The 22,718-nt window shown below is 60.9% G+C and carries 22 protein-coding genes and 1 pseudogene; 9 read left to right on the forward strand and 14 right to left on the reverse strand.

The annotated features are described in order from the left end of the window. The first annotated feature begins 12 nt into the window (after window positions 1-12). Window positions 13-417, forward strand: coding sequence for a hypothetical protein (locus ACSQ26_RS04020; protein WP_436006515.1), 405 nt, complete (start codon window positions 13-15; stop codon window positions 415-417). A gap of 123 nt (window positions 418-540) precedes the next feature. On the opposite strand, the gene ychF is transcribed toward ACSQ26_RS04020, so the two are convergent. Next, window positions 541-1,644, reverse strand: a complete 1,104-nt coding sequence (ychF, locus tag ACSQ26_RS04025; RefSeq protein ID WP_436006517.1) for a redox-regulated ATPase YchF — start codon at window positions 1,642-1,644, stop codon at window positions 541-543. A 192-nt stretch (window positions 1,645-1,836) separates the two neighbouring features. Between ychF and ACSQ26_RS04030 the strand changes: the two genes are divergently transcribed. The 4 genes from ACSQ26_RS04030 (at window position 1,837) to clpS (ending at window position 4,767) form a co-directional block, all read left to right on the forward strand. Further along, window positions 1,837-2,115, forward strand: a complete 279-nt coding sequence (locus ACSQ26_RS04030) for a metal/formaldehyde-sensitive transcriptional repressor (RefSeq protein WP_436006519.1) — start codon at window positions 1,837-1,839, stop codon at window positions 2,113-2,115. After that, window positions 2,112-3,065, forward strand: coding sequence for a CDF family Co(II)/Ni(II) efflux transporter DmeF (dmeF, locus tag ACSQ26_RS04035; protein ID WP_436006521.1), 954 nt, complete (start codon window positions 2,112-2,114; stop codon window positions 3,063-3,065). The genes ACSQ26_RS04030 and dmeF overlap by 4 nt, the downstream gene beginning before the upstream one ends. Before the next feature lie 227 nt (window positions 3,066-3,292). Further along, window positions 3,293-4,321, forward strand: coding sequence for a magnesium/cobalt transporter CorA (gene corA / locus ACSQ26_RS04040; protein ID WP_436006523.1), 1,029 nt, complete (start codon window positions 3,293-3,295; stop codon window positions 4,319-4,321). Window positions 4,322-4,455: 134 nt separating this feature from the next. After that, window positions 4,456-4,767 (forward strand): ATP-dependent Clp protease adapter ClpS, encoded by a 312-nt coding sequence (clpS, locus tag ACSQ26_RS04045; protein ID WP_436006525.1) that lies wholly within the window; start codon window positions 4,456-4,458, stop codon window positions 4,765-4,767. A 6-nt stretch (window positions 4,768-4,773) separates the two neighbouring features. Here clpS and ACSQ26_RS04050 read toward each other — a convergent pair whose 3' ends face one another. Continuing rightward, entirely contained in the window at window positions 4,774-5,178 is a 405-nt protein-coding gene (locus tag ACSQ26_RS04050) for a hypothetical protein (protein ID WP_436006527.1), read from the reverse strand. Further along, a complete protein-coding gene (gene prmB / locus ACSQ26_RS04055) occupies window positions 5,175-6,110 on the reverse strand; it encodes a 50S ribosomal protein L3 N(5)-glutamine methyltransferase (RefSeq protein ID WP_436006529.1) in 936 nt (311 codons plus the stop codon). Before prmB ends, ACSQ26_RS04050 begins: the two co-directional genes overlap by 4 nt. A 100-nt stretch (window positions 6,111-6,210) precedes the next feature. On the opposite strand from prmB, the gene ACSQ26_RS04060 reads away from it, so the two are divergent. Further along, the gene (locus ACSQ26_RS04060; RefSeq protein WP_436006531.1) at window positions 6,211-6,594 is read left to right on the forward strand and encodes a hypothetical protein; all 384 of its coding nucleotides are present in this window, start codon (window positions 6,211-6,213) and stop codon (window positions 6,592-6,594) included. Between the two features lie 155 nt (window positions 6,595-6,749). Here ACSQ26_RS04060 and ACSQ26_RS04065 read toward each other — a convergent pair. From ACSQ26_RS04065 to ACSQ26_RS04090, 6 genes and pseudogenes are all read right to left on the reverse strand, one after another. Continuing rightward, window positions 6,750-6,881 (reverse strand): annotated as a pseudogene (locus ACSQ26_RS04065) (peptide chain release factor-like protein); the annotation flags it as partial. 355 nt (window positions 6,882-7,236) lie between these two features. Next, window positions 7,237-8,442 (reverse strand): RNA ligase RtcB family protein, encoded by a 1,206-nt coding sequence (locus tag ACSQ26_RS04070; protein WP_436006533.1) that lies wholly within the window; start codon window positions 8,440-8,442, stop codon window positions 7,237-7,239. A gap of 277 nt (window positions 8,443-8,719) precedes the next feature. Continuing rightward, window positions 8,720-9,418 carry an aminoacyl-tRNA hydrolase gene (gene pth / locus ACSQ26_RS04075; RefSeq protein ID WP_436006535.1) on the reverse strand — a complete coding sequence of 233 codons (699 nt, stop codon included), beginning with the start codon at window positions 9,416-9,418 and terminating at the stop codon, window positions 8,720-8,722. A 63-nt stretch (window positions 9,419-9,481) separates the two neighbouring features. Then, complete coding sequence (locus tag ACSQ26_RS04080) at window positions 9,482-10,201, reverse strand: substrate-binding periplasmic protein (protein ID WP_436006537.1); 720 nt, start codon at window positions 10,199-10,201, stop codon at window positions 9,482-9,484. Window positions 10,202-10,221: 20 nt separating this feature from the next. Then, a complete protein-coding gene (locus ACSQ26_RS04085) occupies window positions 10,222-12,603 on the reverse strand; it encodes a putative bifunctional diguanylate cyclase/phosphodiesterase (protein WP_436015090.1) in 2,382 nt (793 codons plus the stop codon). 214 nt (window positions 12,604-12,817) lie between these two features. Further along, entirely contained in the window at window positions 12,818-13,432 is a 615-nt protein-coding gene (locus tag ACSQ26_RS04090) for a 50S ribosomal protein L25/general stress protein Ctc (protein WP_436006539.1), read from the reverse strand. Window positions 13,433-13,748: 316 nt separating this feature from the next. On the opposite strand from ACSQ26_RS04090, the gene ACSQ26_RS04095 reads away from it, so the two are divergent. From ACSQ26_RS04095 to ACSQ26_RS04105, 3 genes are all read left to right on the forward strand, one after another. After that, complete coding sequence (locus ACSQ26_RS04095) at window positions 13,749-15,197, forward strand: hypothetical protein (RefSeq protein WP_436006541.1); 1,449 nt, start codon at window positions 13,749-13,751, stop codon at window positions 15,195-15,197. Window positions 15,198-15,338: 141 nt separating this feature from the next. Next, entirely contained in the window at window positions 15,339-16,772 is a 1,434-nt protein-coding gene (locus ACSQ26_RS04100; RefSeq protein ID WP_436006543.1) for a hypothetical protein, read from the forward strand. A 191-nt stretch (window positions 16,773-16,963) separates the two neighbouring features. Then, complete coding sequence (locus tag ACSQ26_RS04105; protein ID WP_436006545.1) at window positions 16,964-17,926, forward strand: helix-turn-helix domain-containing protein; 963 nt, start codon at window positions 16,964-16,966, stop codon at window positions 17,924-17,926. Here the strand turns inward: ACSQ26_RS04105 and ACSQ26_RS04110 are convergent, their stop codons facing one another. The 5 genes from ACSQ26_RS04110 to pgeF all read right to left on the reverse strand — a co-directional run bounded on the left by ACSQ26_RS04110 (window position 17,927) and on the right by pgeF (window position 22,675). Then, window positions 17,927-18,787: a hypothetical protein gene (locus ACSQ26_RS04110; protein ID WP_436006547.1), complete on the reverse strand. Its 861-nt coding sequence runs from the start codon at window positions 18,785-18,787 to the stop codon at window positions 17,927-17,929. 33 nt (window positions 18,788-18,820) lie between these two features. Further along, a complete protein-coding gene (locus tag ACSQ26_RS04115) occupies window positions 18,821-19,756 on the reverse strand; it encodes a ribose-phosphate pyrophosphokinase (protein ID WP_436006549.1) in 936 nt (311 codons plus the stop codon). 126 nt (window positions 19,757-19,882) lie between these two features. Further along, the gene (locus tag ACSQ26_RS04120) at window positions 19,883-20,623 is read right to left on the reverse strand and encodes a hypothetical protein (RefSeq protein WP_436006551.1); all 741 of its coding nucleotides are present in this window, start codon (window positions 20,621-20,623) and stop codon (window positions 19,883-19,885) included. Window positions 20,624-20,728: 105 nt separating this feature from the next. After that, the gene (locus ACSQ26_RS04125) at window positions 20,729-21,880 is read right to left on the reverse strand and encodes a M24 family metallopeptidase (RefSeq protein ID WP_436006553.1); all 1,152 of its coding nucleotides are present in this window, start codon (window positions 21,878-21,880) and stop codon (window positions 20,729-20,731) included. Next, window positions 21,881-22,675, reverse strand: coding sequence for a peptidoglycan editing factor PgeF (gene pgeF, locus ACSQ26_RS04130; protein ID WP_436015092.1), 795 nt, complete (start codon window positions 22,673-22,675; stop codon window positions 21,881-21,883). Between the last annotated feature and the right edge of the window lie 43 nt (window positions 22,676-22,718).

The raw sequence follows: 22,718 nt of genomic DNA on the forward strand, positions 1-22,718 counted from the left end.
TGGATGAAGACCATGACAAACGATCCCTCAACCAACTACTTTCTGGCACAGATAACGTCGCCGCTGGTAAACAAAGATGCTGAGTTGGTGCGCGCCCTTCTGGTATCGGTACTTGCCGTTCGCGGATGCGACGGCATTACGATAGATCAAAAAGCGCAGCAGCGGTTTCTTGCGGAAAATGGCTTTTTCGCGCTGAAGGGGAAAAGGTGGTCTGACGCCGAGTTTCAGGCAAGAAACAGTCTTCGCGGAACGACAGACCGAGAGATTGCACATCTGTGCTCCGGAATAGAATATCTCTTCGGCAAGAACGGCGTCATGGGTCCCGGCCTCTTCAAGATTGGGGTTGCAAAGCCCAATCACTACGATCCGGCAAACCCCTATTTCCATTTGCCTACGCTTCCGGAACCTCCACTTTGAACGAAGGACTGTGTTCTAAGCCAGGGTCGTTGCAGAATGGCTTAGATATCAGGGTCACCCCAGATTTGGAATGGTTGGGGGCGGAGTCCACTTTTGCTGTCGAGCCCTATCACCCGTGGCGATTTACGTATTGAACCGGAAGTGGATCACGTCGCCGTCTTGGACGACATATTCCTTGCCTTCGTCGCGCGCCTTGCCGGCTTCCTTGGCTGGCACTTCGCCGCCGAGGTTGACGAAATCGTCATAGGCGATGGTGAAGGCGCGGATGAAGCCGCGTTCGAAATCAGTATGGATGACGCCCGCCGCAGCCGGAGCCTTGGTGCCGCGCGGAATCGTCCAGGCGCGGGTTTCCTTGGGGCCGACGGTAAAATAGGTGATCAGGTCGAGCAGGTGATAGCCAGCGCGGATCAGGCGGTCGAGGCCGGCTTCGTGCAGCCCTAGCGCTTCGAGGAATTCCTTGGACTCATCGTCCGGAAGCTGGGCGACTTCGGCTTCGATCGCGGCCGAGATGGTGACGCATTCCGCGCCCTGTTCCGCAGCCATCTTTTCGACGGCCTTGGTGTGCTCGTTGCCGGTGGCCGCGTCGGCTTCGGCGACGTTGCAGACATAAAGGACCGGATGCGAGGTGAGCAGGTTGAGGCCCTTGAGGATCTCGATCTCGTCGGCGGCGAGTGTCTTGAGCAGCAGGCGCGCGGGCTTGCCGTCGTTGAGCAGCTTGACCACGGCTTCCATGATCGGGAGCTGCGCCAGCGACTCCTTGTCCTTGCTGGATGCACGCTTGCGGGTCTGATCGACGCGGCGCTCCAGGCTTTCCAAGTCGGCGAGCATCAGCTCGGTCTCGATCGTGTCGGCATCGCCGACCGGATTGATGCGGCCTTCGACATGGGTGATGTCGTCATCCTCGAAGCAGCGCAGCACATGGACCACGGCATCGACTTCGCGGATATTGGCGAGGAACTTGTTGCCCAGTCCTTCACCCTTCGAGGCGCCGCGCACGAGGCCGGCGATATCGACGAAGGAGATGCGGGTGGGGATGATTTCCTTGGAACCGGCGATCGAAGCGAGCTTCTGCATGCGCGGATCGGGCACCGCCACCTCGCCGGTATTCGGCTCGATGGTGCAGAACGGATAGTTGGCGGCCTGTGCCGCCGCCGTCCTGGTCAGCGCGTTGAAGAGGGTGGACTTGCCGACATTCGGCAGCCCGACGATTCCGCATTTGAAGCCCATGGGAGTGATGCCCGGTTCTATTGATCTCGTTGTTGCCCCTGCCTATGGGCAATGGTCCCGGCAAGGTCAAGAGACGATGGCAAAATGCCGGGATAAACCTGCCGGATCGTGATGCGCAAACTTGGCGGCCCTGCGCGGAAGCTGGACAGGATGCGTTGCCAACGTCGCAAATATAGGGTAGGGGGCTATGCTATGAGCCACATTTCGAAGAACAAGGCAAAGTTGCTGGCGCGTGTTCGCCGCCTCAAGGGGCAGGTCGAGGCCATTGAGAGGGCGATCGAAACCGACACGCCCTGCGGCGACGTTCTCAATCTCGTCGCCTCGGTCCGTGGCGCCATGACCGGGCTGACAGGCGAACTGATCGAGGACCATATCCGCGAGCATATCGCAGATCCCGTGCGCGATCCGGACCCGGTCCGGGCGCAGGGTGCGGCGGATCTGATCGAGGTCGTCAGGAGATACATGAAATGAACGAGAACATCGGCCGTCTTGGCAATCCGCACGAACACGTCTTCCTCGGCAAAAGCCACGCGCGCAACGAGCGCCGGACCTGGCTTGCGATCGCGCTGACCGCGACGATGATGGTGGCGGAAATCGTTGCCGGCAGCCTCTATGGGTCGATGGCGCTGACGGCCGATGGCTGGCACATGTCGACGCATGCCGCCGCCATGCTGATTGCGGCGCTTGCCTATCTTTACGCCCGCCGTCATGCGCGCGACCCGCGCTTCACCTTCGGCACCGGCAAGGTGGGCGACCTCGCCGGCTTTGCGAGTGCCGTCGTACTGGCGCTCGTGGCGCTGCTGATCGGCTGGGAGAGCCTCGTGCGGCTGTACAATCCCGTGACGATCGACTTTTCGCAGGCGATCGGCGTCGCGGTCATTGGGCTGGTGGTCAATCTCGCGAGCGCCTGGTTGCTGCGGGAAGATCATTCGCACCATCATCACGGTCACCAGCACGATGGCGGGCATGATCACGCCCATCACCACGGCCACGCCACGGACAACAATCTCAGGGCGGCCTATCTGCACGTGCTCGCCGACGCGCTGACGTCAGTGCTGGCCATAGCCGCGCTGCTGCTCGGCAGCCTTTATGGCTGGCTCTGGCTCGACCCCGCAATGGGTGTCGTGGGTGCTCTGGTGATCGCGCGCTGGTCGTGGGGCCTCATCCGGCAATCCGGCGCGGTGCTGATCGACTATGTGCCGGCGGGCGAAAACCTACCCGCCGAAATACGTGAGGCGATCGAGGGCGAGGCTGATCGCATCACCGACCTGCACGTCTGGCAGGTCGGCCCCGGGCACCATGCGGCGATCGTTTCATTGGAGTCGGAGAGGCCGCAGCCGCCTGCCTTCTATCGGGAAAAACTGGCCCATATCGATGACCTCTCGCATGTGACGATCGAGGTCGAATCGCGCGCCGCATGACCTCGGATTGTTACGGTTTGTCGCGGTTTTCGCTCGCTGTTGACAAGCCCGGATGCGAGGCGCATAGCCGCCTCCAGCGGCACAGTTTCCGTGCCGCCCTTCAAAAAGGACAACCCAGATGAACCCCGACAGTCGAAGTTCGACGTCAATAATCACGCCTGTTCCGGCAATGTGATCTTTGAGGGGTCGCTCTCCGGACAGGCCACAGAGCTGTCAAGGAGAGTAACATGCTGCGCATCTACGCACGCGAGGCCGATCATCTTGCCGTCGTCGAAGCTATGGCTTCGTTTTCCAAACCCGACGCCCAGGCTGACACCCAGGTACTGAGCCGGCCACAACTGCCGGTCTGGTGCGACCTCGTCAATCCGCTTGCCGCCGAAAGCGGGACGGTGGAGGCACGGCTGGCGATCTCCATCCCGACCCGCGACGAGATGGAAGAGATCGAGCTATCCGCACGACTTTACTACGAGGATGGCGCGGACTTCATGACCATCACGGCGCTGGCCGGGCTGGAAGGCGATGACCCCCGCAAGACGCCGATTACCTTCGTGTTGAAGGACGCGTGCCTCGTGACTATTCGTTATGCCGAGCACAAGCCGTTCGACATCTTCGCAAGCCGGGTGCAGCGGTCCAATGGCGTTGGGGCATCTTCCGCTGCCGGCGAATCCGTGATGATCGGATTGCTTGAAGCCCTGATCGACCGGATGGCCGATACGCTCGAGCGGCTCGCCAACGAGATCGATGGCATTTCGCGCGACGTGTTCCGTAACAAGGCGTCCAATGCCACCAAGAAGACGCGCGATCTCCAGTCGCTGATCGAGCAGATCGGGCGGAAGGGCGATTTCCTGTCGATGGTGCGCGAAAGCCTTGTCAGCATCGCGCGCCTGACCGCCTATCATCTGGCGCTTGAAACCGATGCGCGCAAGATGTCGAAAGAGTCGCGGCAACGCATAAAGCTGATCCAGCGCGATGTCGGTTCGCTCGCCGAGCATGCGACCTCGCTGTCGGCCAAGATCAACTTCCTGCTCGACGCGACGCTCGGCCTGATCAACCTCGAACAGAACCAGATCATCAAGATCTTCACGGTGGCCTCGGTGGTCTTCCTGCCGCCGACGCTCGTCGCCTCGATCTACGGCATGAATTTCGATGTCATGCCGGAGCTCAAATGGGCGCTGGGCTATCCATGGGCCATCTTGCTGATGCTGCTCTCGGCGGTCATGCCGTTCCTGTATTTCAAGAAGCGCGGCTGGCTCTGACGAGGCCCGAGCGGAAGTCACTTGAAAAATCCGTGTTTGCGGTGCAATATATTGGTTGGCGTGGGCCTCCAGACGTGGCTCCGCGCCAGCTCTTTCAAAACCTTACTTCCATTGTCATCGCGGGACCGACGCCGATGAGCCAAGACGACATTGTCATCACACCGAAGACCGAGGTCATTCCCAAGGTCGACAAGCCCAAGCTCTATAAGGTCATTTTATTCAACGACGACTATACGCCGCGCGAATTCGTCATCATGATCCTGCAGGCGGTGTTCAAGACCGGCGAATCCGTCGGTTACCACATCATGATCACGGCCCACCAGAAGGGTTCCTGCGTGGTGGCGGTCTATGCCAGGGACATCGCCGAGACCAAGGTCAAGGAAGCGATGGACTATGCGAAGGATGCGGGTTTTCCGCTGATGCTCACGGCTGAGCCGGAGGAGTAGGGCGGACTATCGAGTCAATATGAAATCGTCGATTCCGAGAAGCAGCCTCTCGAGCGCCCGGACCAGCACGCCGCTTTCGAAAGCCTCGACAAGCGCGCCATCAACCCAGTTTTCGCCGGCAATGTTTTCACGCAGGCGGTAATAGATCTCGGTTGTGCTCATGCTGTCCAATGCATCGGAGTTCGGCGGAAGCCAAGGTCCTCTGCCGGGCTTGTTTGCCGCCATAAACAGCTTCCAGTGGTCGATATCCCACTCGAAAGCGCCACCAATCCAATCGAGTGCCCCACAGTCGGAGTCATACTGCAGGGTTTCCTCGTGAAAAAATTGCTGACCGCTTATCGAGCTTAACCGTTGAATCGCGACGCCCAACGCTCCGCGCCATTCTTCTATGGTGACGGGTCTTGGTGTCATTTCCGCTTCTTCCTGTCACCCGCGCCCAATGCCTCGGCCGTGATCCAGAACACCTCGCCCTGGCTCTCCGCCGTATCCAGCCAGAAGAAGTCGAGGTCGGGATATTCCTCTTCCAGCATCTCGCGGCCGGTGCCGATTTCGCAGATCATCCCGCCGCCCGGATTGAGATGCTTTGGCGCCTGCGAGAGGATGCTGCGGACGAGGTCGAGCCCGTCAGGGCCACCGTCGAGCGCCATGGCCGGCTCGCGCTGGTATTCCTCCGGCAGCACCGCCATTTCGTCGTGATCGACATAAGGTGGGTTGGTGATGATGAGGTCGTAGGTCTTGCCTTTGAGCGGTGCGAACAGATTTCCCCGATAAAGCGTCAGCCGCTCTGAGAATTCGTGGTCAGTGACATTGATCCTTGCCACTTCCAACGCGTCGGACGACAAGTCAACCGCGTCGACTTCGGCATTTGGAAACAGGCCCGCTGCGATGACCGCTAGGCAGCCTGAGCCGGTGCAGATATCGACCACGCTTTCGACGCCGAACCGGTCCGGCAGGTAGAGCGAATCCTCCTGGCCGCCGTATTCCGAAAACAGGATCTCGCCGATGAACGAGCGCGGCACGATGACCCGCTCGTCGACATAGAAGCGGATGCCCTGGATATAGGAGCGGCCGGTGAGATAGGCGGATGGCTTGCGGGTCGTCACGCGGGCATCAATCCGTTCGGCGAGCAATTTGCGCTCTGCCGTGGTCAGCCGGGCATCGAGGAACGGGTCGAGCGTATCGATCGGCAGGTCGAGCGAATCGAGCACCAGGAAGGCTGCGTCATCGGTCGCCGTCGTGGTGCCATGGCCGAAGCTGAGCTTCGCGGCCTGGAACCGGCTGATCGCATGGCGCCAGAAGTCGCGGACGGTGAAAAGTTCATCGGCGATCGAAATCTCGGGCATGGGTTCCTCCATCTGGGCAAGGCCATCGATACATGCGGATCGTGAAAATTGAAACCGGGGTCTTAACGCAAATTTGCCATTGGCCTGTTAGGTTCCAACCATGCAGACCGTGATTGGCCTCTGGTACTATCTCCTGGCCGGTATGTGCTTCGTGCTTTTCGGTACGGTGGCCCATGTGTCGCGCGCGGTGTTCAACGTCTATCCCGACAGGCTTTCCGACAAGCCTTTGATGGATATGGCGATCAGCGACGGATACGATGCAGACGATTGGCTGTTCGGCACCGAATATGACGAGGCCGGTTTCTACAAGCTCGACAGCGGCAGGAACCTCAAGATCGCGGTGCTGTCGACGCTCGCGCTTGGCTGGGGCGCGATGCTGCTTTCGACGGAGATCGCGCTTGCCTTCGTCACAGCGGCGGATGCGCTTTTCGCATGGGTCGGGGGGCTCTTCGTCCAACGGCTCGCCGAGGCGAGTTGGTGGTGAGATTGGGTAGCGCGGAAATCCGCGATACCCTTATCCAAGCCTGAACACCCTGACCGCATTGCCGCGTTCCAGATCCTTGCTCGCCATGAACAGCGACGCCTTGGCATCCTGCTCCCGGCGGATGGCGAGCAGGTTCAGCATGCCGGCGAGCCGCCTGATGGCGAGCGCCTTGTTGCGGTGCTGGGAGCGCTCGTCCCGGCAAACGACCGTGATGCCGGTCGGCATGTGGGTTGCCCGCACAGCGCTGTCGGTCGTGTTCGGTGCTGGCCGCCGGGACCACCGGCGCGCAGTGTCTCGAAGCGCAGGTCCTCGATGCGGATATCCTCCGTCTCCGGTTCCAGTGTCGAAAGATTGATCGGCTTGACGCCGACGAACCAGTTCTGGCGCTTGTGGCCCGGCCGGATCCGGCTCTTGAAGATGAACTGGACCGTGCCGTGGTAACGCCGGGCAAAGGCCTGCGCGCCATCGCCGGTGAGCGTGACGATCGCCGATTTCGGGCCGTGTGCATCCGGCTGGGGCCCGAGCGCGATCTCGGCTCGAAGCCCGCCGTTCCAGGCTTCGACCTTGAGGATTTCGATCAGTTCGGAAAGGGCGGCCCGGCATTCCACCGGGCCGTTTCCCGAGGTCAGAAAAAGTGACGTCTCATCCATTGTTACGCCTCCTTGCGAATGTCCGTTCGCGCTTCCAATCGAGCGCGCGCGGCGCGTCTTCCAATCTTGCGGCCTTGTAGGTCACCAGCGGCCGCATGGTGGCGACCGGCTCGACCAGCCCGAAGCTTTCGAGATCGGCGACCACCTTGCCGGCATCCTTGTAGGCGCCGGCGGCTTCCTCGATGACCAGGTCGCGGTCGTCGCAGATTGCGATGCCACCCCATTCGTTGGTTATCAGCGCCTCGCGCTCCGACCGGTTGGCGCCGGCGCGACCGTGCATCGACTTGCGGTCATACTTGCGGCCGGCGCCGTGCGAGATGGCTTCGAGTGACGCCTCCACGCCATCGAGCGCCCGCACCAGATGGCTGAGCGTCGCGCGTGAACCCGCGACCGGCGCCAGCGCACCGGGCGCGACATGCGCCGCGCCCTTGTAGTGCACCACGCCGTTGTCGGTGAGCCGCACGAGATTGTGCGGCACATCGGCCACCAGCCTGAGGTCGGCGCGGAGCGTCGTGGCGGCACGCTCGGCAATCATCTGCCGGTTGAGGCTCGCCCAGGCGAGCGCCGACTGATGATCCAGCATGTAGGCCACGGCTGCTTCCGTGCCGATTTCCAGCCCTTCGGGCATGGAGCAGTTGGCGGCGATCACATCGCCGAAGACGGACGCGCCGAGCGCGCGCGAGCCGGAATGGACGAGCAGATAGAGCCGCTGCCGGTCCACGCCTGCGCCGTCCACGGCATCCTCAACGGCCTGCAGTTCACAGAAGTGATTGCCGCCGCCGATCGTCCCGAGCGCGCTCGCGAAGTAATCGCCCGCCATACCAAGCGCCTCGAGGCGTTCGGCGGGGTCGTCGAGTTCGATGTCCTCGAGCCCGCGCAACTGGTTGGCAGCCTTTTCGATCTTGAGCTTCCTGAGGGGAAGATCGAGTTCGAAGAAGGACATGCCGCAGCCGATATCGTTGCCGACAAGCTGGGGATAGAGCCGGTCACTGCGTGCCGCCATGCCCACCGGGCCGTATTTGCCCGGGTGGAGGTCGGGGAACGCAGCGACCGACATCATGCCCGCCAAGGCCGCGACATCGTGGAGCTGTTTCTCGGCCGCGCCTTCGATCCAGGTCGCGGAGGAGTAGAAACGTGAAATCGCGCGGTCGCGCGAAGACGCGTCAAAGGGGATTTCGCCCCCTGAAGGATTGCTCATGATTTTGATTTCCGAATACGGATTGACGTCCGGCCGTGGCGGCCAGTTCAGAACAAAACGGTGCTCAGCGTATCAAACGCTGATCAGCCACAAAGCCCCGTAGGGCGGCTAGCAATAGTGCTCATTGCGCGCTCCTGTCTCGTAAATCAGGGGCCGAATGGCCCGGATGTGGCGTACTTAGTCCCGATTTGACGAAATGCAAACCCGTTTTATTCAAAAACGGCGCTAGGCGGTCGGTTGTTGCCGAACTGCAACGGTAAGGCGAGCGGCTGCAGGCTCAATCGCCCTTGCCCAGCAGCTTCTTGAGCATGGCGGCCATCGGTCCCGTCGGTTCGACAACTGGGCGGCCGGGCTCACGCGCTTGCCGGATATGCGACTGCGCCTTGGGAGCAGGCTTCTCGGCCTTCGGGGCGGGGGACTGGCCGACAAGCTTGTTCATGAACTGGCTGCCGTCGCCGGTGAACAGGAGTTCGACATTGCGGGCGATATCCTCCAGCAGGGGCTCCAGCCACTCCTGATCGACCTTGTGGAAGTCACCCAGCACATGGCCACTCACCATGTCCTTGACGCCGGGATGGCCGATGCCGAGCCGGACACGCTTGTAGTCGCGGCCGACATGGGCGTCCATCGACCTCAGGCCGTTGTGCCCGCCATTGCCGCCGCCGACCTTGACCCGCACCTTTGCGGCGGGCAGGTCGAGCTCGTCGTGGAAGACGATGACGTCGGCAGGCGCGAGCTTGTAGAAGCGCATCGCCTCGCCGATGGCGTCGCCGGAGAGGTTCATGAAAGTCTGCGGCTTCATCAGCAGGACCTTTTCAGTCCCGATCGTGCCCTCGGAGATTTCCGACTTGAACTTCTTCGACCAGGGCGAAAAGGAATGTGCGTGCTTGATCGCATCGACCGCCATGAAGCCGATGTTGTGGCGGTTATCCTGATATTGCCGGCCGGGATTGCCGAGCCCTGCGATGATGAACACGAAAGCGCCTCGTCTGTTTGACGCTTTCAAAAACGCAGAATGACGTTGGTGTCAACAGCGCGCTTACTGGCTGTGGGATACGAGACCGTATTTCTTGAGCAGAGCGGCTTGCGTTCCGTCGGCGATCAGCTTGTCCAGACCCGCCTGCATTCTGGCAATATCGGCGTCGGGCACGGACTTGTTGCAGGCGATCGAATAGATCTGTTCGGAGAGCACCAGGGTCGATTCGATCTTGGCGCCCTCGCTCCGGAGTTTTCCATAATTGTCCTCGGAGATCGGCATCAGGTCGATGCGGCCGAGCATCAGCTTCTTGAGGGTCAGATTGAAATCGGTGGCTAGATCGAGCTTGTCGAAGCCGTGTTTCTTCAGGAGGTCAGCCGTGAAGTCGTCCCGCTGGGTGCCGACGAGATAGTCCTTGGCCTCGTCGATGGTCTTCGGCGCGATCTTGGAACCGGCCTTGCGGATCAGAAGCGTCCGGCCGGCCAGCAGCGGCTCGACCCATTTGAAATGCGGGTCGCGCTCCTCGTTGTGGGCGGCGGTAAAGACGCAGTGCATGGGTTGCCTCTCGGCCAGCGCCAGCGCGCGCGCCCATGGCATCATGTCCATCGAGTAATCGAGGCCTGCATCTTTCATCAGGATTTCCACCTGGTCGACCGAGGAGCCCTTGTACTTGCCGTCTTCGCGGAAGGCGAAGGGCGGATATTCCTCGGTCACCAGATGGATGTCCTCGGCTTGTGCGACGGAGCCGAACAGGAGACAGGCAGTCACGATCAAGTATCTCATGGTGTCCCCAAAGGCTGTTGTTATGCGGATTTGGCGGCCGGCAGGGACGCGTCCCCGAGCGTGGCATATTTGGCGATGATTTCCAGTGCCGGCAGCGGGCGGCTGAAGAAATACCCCTGGCCGGCATCGACGCCCATGGCGGCAAGCGCGTCGTGCTGCTCCTGCTTTTCGATGCCTTCTGCAACGACGATGCAGTTCATCTGGTGCGAGATCGTCTTGATGCCTTCGACCAGCATGCGGCTCTTCCGGCGCGAGGTCTCGTCGTCCTCGGTCATGGAGCGGATGAAGGACTGGTCGATCTTGACGATATCGACGGGGAAGCGGTTGAGGTAGCTCAGCGACGAATAACCCGTGCCGAAATCGTCGAGTGCGATGCGGAAGCCCGATTTGCACAACGCTTCGAGCACCTGCTGGATCACCGGATTGTGGTGCATCAGCACGGCTTCGGTGATCTCGACGACGATCTGGGAGGGCAGGACGCCCCATTTCATCAGGACAGCCATCATCCGGTCGAGCATGGCGGGCTCGAATTGCAGCGGCGAGATGTTGACAGAGACATAGGCGTCGCTGAGCGCTGCATGCTTCGAAAAGCTGGCAAGACGGCTGACGGCCTTCTCGAAAATCCGTTCGCCGACACGGCCGATCGAGCCGGTCTCTTCGGCGATCTGGATGATGCCCGCCGGCGGAATGATGCCTTCGATCGGGTGGACGAGGCGCATCAGCGCTTCGAAGCCGGCAACGCGGCCGGTCTGAAGGTTCAAGATCGGCTGCAGATAAGCGTCGAACCAGTCTTCCCGGAGCCCGGCTTCGATATTCTTTTCCATGAAGGCGCGGTTTCGCGCCGCATTTGCCAGATCGGGATCGAAGAAGCGCGTGCCGTTCTTGCCCGCCTTCTTGCGCGCATACATGGCGAGATCGGATTTCTGCAGCAGTTCGGCGGCGTTGGGCGCATGTTCGGGATAGAGCGCGATGCCGATGCTGGCGCTGAGCTTCACGATGCTGCCGGCGACGTCCATCTGCCGTTCGACGGCCGTGCTGATGCGGGCGGCAATTTCGAGCGCGGCCGTCTTCGCCGATCTGGCGCTGACGAGAATGGCGAATTCGTCGCCGCCGAGACGAGCGATCGTGTCGGTGGTCCTGAGCTGCGTGCCGATGGCCGCGACCACGTTCTTGAGAACCTCGTCACCGGCCGCATGCCCCAGATTGTCGTTGATCCACTTGAAACGGTCGAGATCGACGAAGAGGCAGGCCAGTTCGGATTTCTCGAGGTCGGCGATGCGGATCTTGTCCTCGATCGCCATCTCGAAACCCTGCCGGTTGAGGAGGCCGGTCAGGTGATCGGTGATCGCCTGGAGATGGTTCTGGCGCTCGGCAGCCTTGAGTTCCGTTACATCGGTCATCACGGATAGGGCGAGCGATGTCTCGCTGGCGGCTTGCTCCATTGCCGCTTCCATGATCAGCACGTCGATGACGCGGCCGTCGGCGCAGCGGAACTTGAGCGTAACGCCTTGATCGAGATGGCCATCGAGCGAAATGCGCCTGCGCGCGCCATAGAGGATGCGGCATTCCGGTTCCAGCAGGCTGGCGAATGGCCGGCCAATGACCGCCAGGCGAGTATGGCCCGTTGCCAGCAGCCAGTAATCGCTGACGGCAATGAGATTGTCGTCGGCATCGACCGAGTAGAGCATGGCCGGCGTGCGGTTGTATATTTCCGTGGTCCGCGCATGTGCCCGCTTGAGCTCGTTCTCCTCGCGCGAAAGACGCTCCTGCATTTCGTTGAAATTGGCGGCAAGAGCGCCCATTTCGTCATCCGCCACCCAGTCCACATGGTGGCGGAAGCCGAGCCTGCGGGTCGCCTCTATCGCCGCCGTCAGCTTCAGCAGCGGCTTGATGACCATCTGGCGGTTGCCGATGATTGCGGTGACGAAAATCGCAAGCACCGCGATTACGAATATGGCGATGAAGGCGAAGTCGCCGCGATGGTCGCCGGTGAACATGGACTGCGGCGCGAGGCGCATTTCCAGCGTGCCGACGGTCCTGAGGCCGCTGATGGACTGGTAGGTTACTTCGGCGGTCAAAAGCTCGCCTTCAAATTCGCCGGTCGGCTTTTCCGGTACGGATATATCGATCTCGCCCGAGACGTCGCGAACATGCACCTCGATCACGGAGCGACCCGTCGCAATAGCGCGGGCGATCTGCTTCACGCTTTCGGTATCGAAATCCCAGAGCGGCTTGCCAAGCGCCTTCGCATTGGCTTCGAGGATAATCGCGCCGCGGTCGAGAGCGTCTTTCTCATACCGGCTCGCTGAGAGCTGAAAAAACAACACGAAGAGCGGGGCGACCAGAAGGACGAGAACGGCAAAGATGATGGCGATGAACCGCTTCTCGACAGAATGGGCCAACATCTAGGCGCCGTCTCACTCTCTACCACCGCTCGCCGAGCACCGGAATGTCGATGCTCGCGCTACGGTCTGCGGGTTTCGCGGCAGTGACTATAGGCGTACGAGTCTTAAGATGTCGCTAAATCTCGAACCGCTAAAACGGCAAAGCCGCCCGGCCCAGGGGCCGAGCGGCTGAGAATGCATGCGATGTGGCCGGACAATGTCCAGCCGCGGATCAGCCTTCGGCTGCCGGGGTCGCTTCTTCTTCGCCCGTCGTGCCGCCAGCCGGCGAGACGATCGTTGCGATGGTGAAGTCGCGGTCGCCGATCACGGGCGTAACGCCCTGCGGCAGCTTGATGTGCGAGATATGGATGCCGTCGCCGATCTTCAGGCCCGAGAGGTCGGCCGTGAGGAATTCGGGGATGGAATCGGCCGGGCAATGCAGCTCGACTTCGTGGCGAACGATGTTGAGAACGCCGCCGATCTTGATGCCGGGCGACTTCGCTTCGTTGATGAAATGCACGGGCACTTCGACGTTCACCTGGGTGTTGGCACCCACGCGCAGGAAATCGACATGCATCGTGAAGTCGCGGACGGGATCCAGCTGGTAATCCTTCGGCAGAACCGAAATCTTCTTGCCACCGACATCGATGGTGGCAACGGTGGTCATGAAACCGCCGGAGTGGATCTTCAGTGTCACTTCCTTGCTGGGCAGGGAAATGGCAACAGGTTCCTGCTTGTCACCATAGATGACCGCAGGAATAAGGCCTTTGCGGCGAAGTTCACGGGAGGACCCCTTACCAACCCGTTCGCGCAGCTCGGCCTTGAGCTCGTAAGTATCGTGGCTCATGGCTATTCCTTTCAAGTGTTATGGAGAGTTCCAAGCATCAGATGAAACCGGGAACCGGCATGCCATAGGCATACCTCCGCCGTGCCTCCAAGGGTGTCTGGGCGGATGCGGGCTCATAGACCAGAAGTTCCGGGATTGCAAGGCGCCATGTCGGCGAATTTCCCGACCGGGTCAACCGTTCCTGTAGTATCCGCCTCACCCAGATGCGGCATTGACGGGACCCAAGAGCCTTCCATTTAACAATGAAAGGCTCTAAGCATCGGGGCAATCTCCCGTCGAACACATCATATGCATACAGGCACCTGGAGGTCCAATCATGCGCAAGGCGCTTCTTTCCACCGTCGCGGCGCTCGCGATCATTCTACCTATTCATGCGCAGGCAGCGGAAATCGACCAGGCCGGCGCTGACCAGATCAAGGAAAAGCTGACCTACTATCTGCCGAAGGATGTGGTCGACACGGGCTTCCTCAAGGTCACGCCTGCCGCCAATCGCTACGAACTTTCCGTCGACCTGATGCCGCTCCTGAAGGACGTCAAGAAGGATGTGTTCACGATCAACGGCCTCAAGCCGTTCGTGCATTACCTGACGCCGCAGGACGGTGGCATGTGGAAGGTCGAGGTCAACGACAATTTCGACGTCAATGGCAGCTTCACCGCCGAGGGCAAGAAGCAGGACTTCACCTACAAGATCGACAGGATGGTGTTCGACGGCATGTTCGACCCGTCGATCAGCTATTTCACGACGGGCAAGTACAGCATCGACAAGGTCAAGATGACCACGACGGGCGGTGAGGCCAATATCGACATGTCGATGGACACGATGTCCGCCGACATGAAGGGCGACAAGGTCGCAGATGGTATCGTCGATCTCTCCGGCACGATGGCCATGGCCAATCTGACCGAGACGATCGTCGACAAGACCAACAACGTCGTCATCTCCGCCAACTCCATGACCGGCACGATCGAGGCCAAGCGCCTCGGCATCAATGCCTTGCGCGACCTGCTCGTCTTCGGGCTCGACCTTGTCAAAGCCGACGTTCAGAAGCTCGACCAGGCCCAGGCTGACAAGCTCAAGACGCTGATCAAGGCCAACGTTCCCTTCACCGACAAGTTCGACGAGCAGCTGAAGTTCGACGGCGTCAAGGTCAGCGCCCAGGGCATGGACGTGTCGCTGGAAAGCTTCACCTACGGCATTGGCTTCACCGGGCTGAAGAAGGATGCGAGCGCCCGGTTCAACATGGGCATGACCAAGCCGGTCATTCCGGCGAGCCTCTTGCCGCCGGGAACGGAAGGCGCGGTGCCCGAATCCGCCAATTTCGCCGTGGCGATCAGCAATCTCGATCTCGAAGGCGTCGTGAACTACATGGTCGAGCATGCCGATTTCACCAAACCGGAGCCATTGACGCCGGAACAAAACGCCGCAATCGGCAAGATCGTCCTGCCGGACGGCAAGATGCATATCGAGTTCACGGATGTGTTTGCGAAAAACGCCGTCTATGACCTCTCGCTCGCCGGCAACATGCAGGTCAATCCTGATGACAGCGACAAGCCGATCGTCGATGTGACGATCACCGCGCGCGATCTCGACAAGACGATCAAGTATCTCCAGGACAATGCGGCCAAGGTGCCGGAATTCGGCCAGGCGTCGTTCATGGTGCTGATGATGAAGGGCTTCGGCAAGGCCGAGGGCGACACAATTGTCTGGAATGTCAAGCTGGACGAAACGGGCAAGGTGATGATCAATGGCCAGGAAATGAAGATCTGATTTTCACGACCAACTGATCTGGAAAACGCCGGACCTCGCGTTCGGCGTTTTTGTTTGCGCCATAGCGACCGTTGACGCTGCCTTAACTTGCCCGCAAATAGCACCACTAGTGATCGCGGGTTTCACAGGAGAGTCTTTCGTATGAACGCAGCCCTTCGCAACGTCCTCGTCCTCACTGTCGCGTTTGTGCCGCTGGCTTCGCTGGCCGCCGAGATCAATGAATCGGAGGCCAAGCGGATCGAGGGAGCGATCTCCTCGTCGCTGCCGGCGGCGATGAGAAAGGCCGGCGCGGTGACGGTGGCGCCTTCGACCGATCATTTCAATGTGACGCTTGATCTCGCCGGACTGCTGGCGAAGAGCACCGCGCCGTGGACCGTCAAGGAAGTGACGCCGGTCATCCACGCGCTCACGTTAGGCACTGATGGGCTATGGGATTTTTCCACGCAGGGCAGCTTCAGGCTGGCGACCGAACTTCTCGCTGCCAACCGGACAAGCGCCTTCCAGCTTTCAATCGGTGAACTCAAGGACAAGGGCAAGTTCGACCCAAGCATTCCCTTTATTCGCGAAGCCGATATTTCGGTGAATGACGTCACCTCCACGATGCGTTCGAGCCAGGACACGATCAAGGCCGGCATCAAGGACTTTTCGGCCAAGATACGGTCCACCGACGTGAAGGCAGGTGTCCTGGATGTCGTGTCCGATTACAACGGCAGCGGGCTTTCGCAGACATTCGGCACATTCCCCAATCCTGAGGTCAAGATCACTGGCGAAACGCTCGAAGGCCAGTTGAGCGCCAGGAGCTTCGACATTGCAGGCATCGCCAAGCTGATGGCCTTTTGGCGCACCGAGGGCAGGGCGCAGGACATCAAGTCTCTCAAGCCGGAAGAACTGAAGGAGCTTTCGTCGATCGTCGGCATGCACAAGCCGTTCGTCGATGGTTTCGGCGGAAAGACAGCGATTTCCGGTGTCAGGATAAACTCTTCCGGCAAGGCCTTCATGGTTGAAAAACTGGCCTACGACTGGTCGTTCGAGGACATGGCCAAGGATGGCGCCCTCGTGTTCGGCGCGACCGCCTACAATCCCTCCGTCACGCCGGGCTTCTGGCCGGCGGGTCTGGAAAAGGCGCTGCCCAAGGAGATGGCGGTTCACGCGCGCTACTTCGGCTTCAAATTCGAGCCGGTCTGGGAGGCGTTTTCGAAGCCAGACATGGCAGCGCATGATACCGACATACGCAAAGTGATGCTGCCGGATGGGCGCGTGACCATGCAGTTCTCCAACACCTATGCCCGTTCCGACGTTTATGACCTCAGCCTTGAGGGCTCGCTGTTCATGCGACCGGGCCGCGACGACGCTCAGTCGGAGGCCGATCTGACGATCACCGCGAAGGACTTCGACAAAACGGTGAAGTTCCTGCAGGACAATTCCAAGACGGTGCCGATCTTCGGCCAGGCGTCGTTCTTCGCGCTGATGGCGAAGGGCCTCGGCAAGACCCAGGCCGACGGCTCGATGCTCTGGAACGTGAAGGTGGACGGGCGCGGCAAGATCACCATCAATGGCCAGCCGCTGCCGGTGTGAACCGGCACCTGTCTCAATAATGCATCACACGTCGTGGCACCCGATGTCGCAAGGCCCGGAGGGCTCTCGTGCCTCAAGGCGGATTGGCTAATATATGCAGGGTGAATTCGACCAAATGCCTGCTAACAATGCGGGCGCGCCGTGTTATGGTCGTGGTGTGGAATGCGAGCACGATGCTTTGGGAGGAGCGAATGCTTGAAGAGAACCAGCATGCGGACAGGGTCTATGCCCTGGCCAACGAGAAATCCGGACCTGCTGCCTCGCCGATTACGGCATCCTGGCGGCGATGTCTGACCAGGCATGGGCTTGCGCCAGAGGTGGCGCATCCGCCCGTGCGGTTAATGGATGCCGAATTCCAGGAGGTACTCGGCCGCTCCGGCCATGTCGTCGAAGAGGCGTCGCCGGAACTCGACTGGCTGTTCGGCATGGTCGGCAAGGCCGGCTGCTGTCTTGTCTTCACCGATAGCGAAGGCGTGGTGCTCGACCGCCGCGGCGTGGCCTCCGAAGACAAGGAATTCAGGGATCTCGGCCTGTGGATGGGCGCGCTCTGGAGCGAAGCGAGCGTTGGCACCAACGGCATCGGCACCGCACTCGCCGAGGGCCGGATGGTAACGGTGTTCCGCGACCAGCATTTCCTTTCCGCCAATATCGGCCTGTCCTGCGCGTCTGCGCCCGTGCGCGACCACAAGGGCCGGATCGTGGCGGCGATCGATATTTCCACCGCACGCCGCGATGCGACCGAGATGGTCATGCCCATGCTCGCCCAGGCGGTGAGGGATTCGGCCGCCCGCATCGAGATCAATCTCTTCCGGCGCGCCTACAAGGATGCGCGCATCGTGCTCGTCCAGTCCTCGTCGCATGCGGGCTCTGCTCTGCTGGCTGTGGATCGCGACGACATGGTGCTCGGTGCGACCCGGGCGGCACGGCTGGCGCTCAAGCTCGACGACCACATGATCGACAGCGGCATGCCGGCGGCCGATCTTCTGCATGAGCATCTCGATGCCGAGGGCAGGGATCTGCTGGAGGCGGAACGGGCGGCACTTCGCCGGGCGCTCTCACGCAACAACAACAATGTGTCGCTGACGGCGCAGATGCTCGGCATCAGCCGCGCCACGCTGCACCGGAAGATCAACCGGCTCGGCATGCACGGGTGATCAGGCTCTCGTGCCGAACATGGCCTCGCAGGCGTGGTCGACGATCGAAAGCTTGGCGGCCTGGGCGCCGGCATATTCCTCGCGAAAGCCGCGGGAGACCCACATGACGGAATCTCCGCGGCGGCCTTCCCAGCCTATCGAGCCCATGCTTTCCGCCTCGCGCAGCTTGCGGGCGAGATGGGTGCGGGAGAGATTGAGCCGGTGCGCCATCTCCACCGTGGACACGTTTCCGACAGCGACGCGTTCCGCTGACATCGGGGCGTTCTCCATATTGGTGATCACCCAATCCATCACGAGACCGCCATTGTCGAGCCAGGTGAAGAGCGAAAACGTCTTCTCGGGATGGCGAACCGCACGCGCGGTGACGAGACCGTCGGAGATGATCGGCTGCATTTCCGAGATCACCGACGGATCACGGTCGAAATTTGCAAGACGCTCACCGCCCACAAGGCTGTCGAGGCTCGCCAGGTGAATGCGCAGCCAGCCGCTGATCGCCATCAGGACATGCGGAGCCGGTGCCAGCGGGCGGACGCGCTTGTCCTCCGGCGAGGGAAGCATCTCCACATATTTGTACTTGATCATTTCCTTGAGGTAGGAATCGGCCGTATTCCGGCTCGCGATGCGCGCGTTATCGACTGTCTGCAGGAAGGTTGTGATGTGAAGGCCTGTGCGGCCGCCCGCTGTCATGCCCCGGAAATAGAGTGCAAGCCCGACATGGGACATCAGCCAGCGCTGCTGGGTGGCAAACACCGCCGCCAGCCGGGCATCCTGCTGGAACATTCCCACCAGAGACGCGGACTGAACTTTGATATGGGCATGCAGTTCAGGGTGAAGGAAGATTTCGTCTCTGCTGAGCGCCAAAGGTACCTCCCGGCGCTGTCATCGACGCCAGGATCAATCAAACAGGCTCGAGACCGATTCTTCAAGGCTTGTGCGATTGATTGCCTCGCCGATGAGAGGCGCGGTGCTGATGACACGTATGTTGCGCGCGGAGAGAACCCGGGTCGGGGGCTGAATGGAGTCGGTGGTGACGAGTTCGCGCAGCTGCGACGAGGCGACCCGATCGACAGCGCCGCCCGAGAGAACGCCATGCGTGATGTAGGCCGTGACGCTGGCAGCACCTTGTGCCAGTAGCGCGTCGGCGGCGTTGCAGAGCGTGCCGCCGGAGTCGACGATATCGTCGATCAGCAGACAGTCCTTGCCTTCGACGTCGCCGACGATGTTCATGACTTCGGACTCTCCGGCGCGTTCGCGACGTTTGTCGACGATGGCCAAGTTGCGGTCGTTAAGGCGCTTGGCAAGCGCGCGGGCGCGCACCACGCCGCCGACATCCGGTGAAACAACCACGACGTTATCAAGGTCATAGGTGGACTTGATGTCACGGGTCAGGATCGGCACGGCGAAGAGGTTGTCGGTAGGAATATCGAAGAAGCCCTGGATCTGACCTGCATGCAAATCGAGCGTGAGCACGCGGTCGGCACCGGCTTCGGTGATGAGGTTGGCGACCAGCTTGGCCGAGATCGGCGTGCGGCCGGACGCGCGGCGGTCCTGTCGGGCGTAGCCGAAATAGGGGATGACCGCAGTGATGCGCTTTGCCGAGGACCGACGCATCGCGTCGATCATGATCAGCAGTTCCATCAGGTTGTCGTTGGCCGGGTAGGACGTCGACTGGATGAGGAAGATATCCTCACCGCGCACGTTCTCCTGGATTTCGACGAAGATTTCCTGATCGGCGAAGCGCCGGACGCTGGCCTTTCCAAGCGGTACCTTCAGGTACGCACAGATGGCCTCGGCCAACTGCCGGTTGGAATTACCAGAAAATACCTTCATGTGGGTCCGCCTGATTTCATGCAGGATGGCGCTCTAATACCGCGCTGCACCGTGATTGCAAGGGGATAGCCGGATTTTCCTGTTGGGAAACGTCGATGAGGTGCGAATGGTCGCAGTTTGCGGTCTCTATCCCAGCGACTGCTTCCATTTCATGTATTCGGCGATCGTGTTGACGCCGATTTCCTGCATGACGCTCGCGGGGACCGAAGCCCAGGCGTCTCCGCCCCCACCGGGCACGCTTGCCTGCCCCTGGATGCGATGCAACCGTCCACCGGCATTGTCGAGCACATCCCAGACATAGACGACCGTCACCTTGTTGCCATCACTGAAGGCGCTGAGATAGCCCTTCAAGACATGTTGCGCGGTCTGGTCGCTCGAACTCTTGATCGTCAGCCCGTTGCCGCGTGCCGAGACGCCGAGTTCCTTGGACAAGGGCGTAACGGCCTGCACGGGCGCGCCGATGATCGGCAGGAAGCGGATCGAGCCTTCGGTGGCCTTCGCCGAATAGAGGCTGGCGACCTTCGTGGTGTCGGCATCCGTCTTGTAGAGATTGGCGCCGAGATTGCCGGTTTGCTTGACCTTTGTCTCGGATGGATTGTCCTGGCCGCCCTCGATCGCCTGGGCCTGGGCCTCGAGCGTATTCTGCGGCGAGCGCACGGTCGACGTCTGGTCCGGCTCGGAATCGATCATTGGCTTCCGGTCCTGCGGAACCTCGGCGACCTTGGTCTGCTGATCCACTTGGGTTGGCTGGGTCGTCTGGCTGGCGCCGGGAATTTCCGCCTGCGGCGTGAGACCGTCGGTGTTGCAGCCGGCGAGCAGAGCCATGAAAACAGCCGCCGCCAATGCGTGATAAACCCTGCGCATCATGAAAGGCTCCAACCCCGCCCGATACCCCCGACGGCCCGGAAGTATCGTTCGTTATCCTTGCGCGAGTCAATCGTTCCGGGGCCGGGGTGGAATGACCGGCCTAACTCATACCGAAATCAGGTCGAGACTATGGCGCGACAGGCTTTTCACCGGACCATCGGTCACGAGGTAGGTCTGGCCGAGGGTCATGGCGGTGCCGGTTTCGGAATCCATGATGATCATGTGCACGAAGAGCGTCATGCCGGGCAGGATCGGTTCGGGATTGCCGGCATGGAACATCTGGTGCTCCATCCATGACGGCGAGAAGCGCGCGCCGACCGAATAGCCGCAGGCGTTCAGCCTGTGCTTGGCGAGGCCACGCTCGTCCATGATCCGCGCATGGGTGTCGAAGACGGTGCCGAATGTGTTGCCGGTGATCAGGACGGTTTCGATCGCCTCGATGGCATCGCGCGAGGCGGCATAGAGTTCCTTCTGCCGGTCGTTGGGCGTGCCGACGATGACTGTCCGCATCATCGGCGCGTGATAATGCGCGAAGACGCCGGCCCATTCGAGCGTCAGCTGGTCGACGGCATCAAGATTGCGGCGGCCGGCCTTGTAACGGCACAGCAGGGCATCAGCGCCTGAGCCAAGGATGAACTCGTTGGCCGGATAGTCGCCGCCGCCGGCGAAGATCGCGCCTTGCATTGCGGCGAGAATATCGGCCTCGTTGGCGCCTGATTTGGCGAGCCTCAGGGCTGCATCGAGGGCGTCGTCGGAAAGTGCCGCGGCTTTCTCTGCATATTCAATTTCGGCCGCACTCTTCACCAGCCGAAGTTTTGAGATGATGTAGGAGGCATCGGTCGAGGTGCCGAAGGACGTCAGCTGATGATCGAGCCTGCGGGCGTTGAGACCGGTCAGGCCGTGGGTGTCGTATTCCACGCCGATCTTCGTCCCGAGCAGGTCGAGATCCATCAAGAGGTTCTTGAGGTCCTGCGCCGGGTCGGCATTGGTCCGATCGACCCAGATGCGGATGTCCTCGATGATGGATGTATGTCGAGCCTGCCTGAGGTCGGCGGAACGCGTCATCAGCACCATCTGGCCGTCGACTTTCACCACCAAGCATTGGAAGAAACAGTAGCCGAATGTGTCGTAGCCGGTCAGCCAGTACATGCTTTCCTGGGCGAAGATCAGCAGGGCATCGAGCTTTTCTTCCTTCATCCGCGCCTTGACCAATTCCAGGCGGGAGGCGAATTCGTCTCTCGAAAAATGTAGCGCCATTTAGTCCTCCCGTATCATTATTGCTGAAACCTGCCGTCCGTAGTCCGGCTCGTTTCTATGTGTCGTGCGGCGATATGAGAAAAATCTCTCTTCGTCCGCATAGGTGCAGACATCGACATTTTCCGCCCGGACGCCAGCCTGTTCAAGCCGGCTGATCGTCAGGCCCGGCAGGTCGAACATGAAGTGTCCCGGTTTTTCGGATGGCGTGAAGAACCGCGCCCAATCGGCGTTGCGCTCGATGAACCTGGCATGAAACTCGGGGCCGACTTCGTAATTGGCTTTGGAGATCGATGGGCCGAGACTGGCCGCGATGTTTTTGCGTCTCGCGCCAAGTGTCTCCATCGCGGCGATTGTGTTCTCGAGCACGCCGTCGAATGCGCCCTTCCAGCCGGCATGGGCGGCACCGATGACGCGGGCAACCGGGTCGGCAAAAAGGATCGGCCCGCAATCGGCGGTCAGCACACCGAGTACGACGCCCGGCGTGGCCGTTACATGACTATCGGCCTTTGGCCGCTCGCCGTCGCCGACCTTGTCCACGGTGACGACGTCAGGCGAATGGATCTGGTAGAGCGTGGCAAGATCGCCAGCGCCGGCGCCGAACCAGCCGGCGACACGCGCTCGATTTTCGCGGATACGCTCGGGTTCGTCATGCGAGCCCAGGCCGACATTGAGACCGGCGTAAAGACCTTCCGATACGCCACCCGCCCGCGTGAAGAAGCCATGCGCAATGCCGGTTCCAGCATTCTCGCTCAGCAGGGGACTCTGGATCGGGGAGGGTCGCGCGGCTGATATCATCGAGGATCGGCCTTTCGAAGTCTGGCGCTGGGCACGCGGCGAA

This window comes from Rhizobium sp. LjRoot254 (assembly GCF_964254105.1).
In the GTDB taxonomy this organism is placed as follows: Bacteria; Pseudomonadota; Alphaproteobacteria; order Rhizobiales; family Rhizobiaceae; genus Rhizobium_E.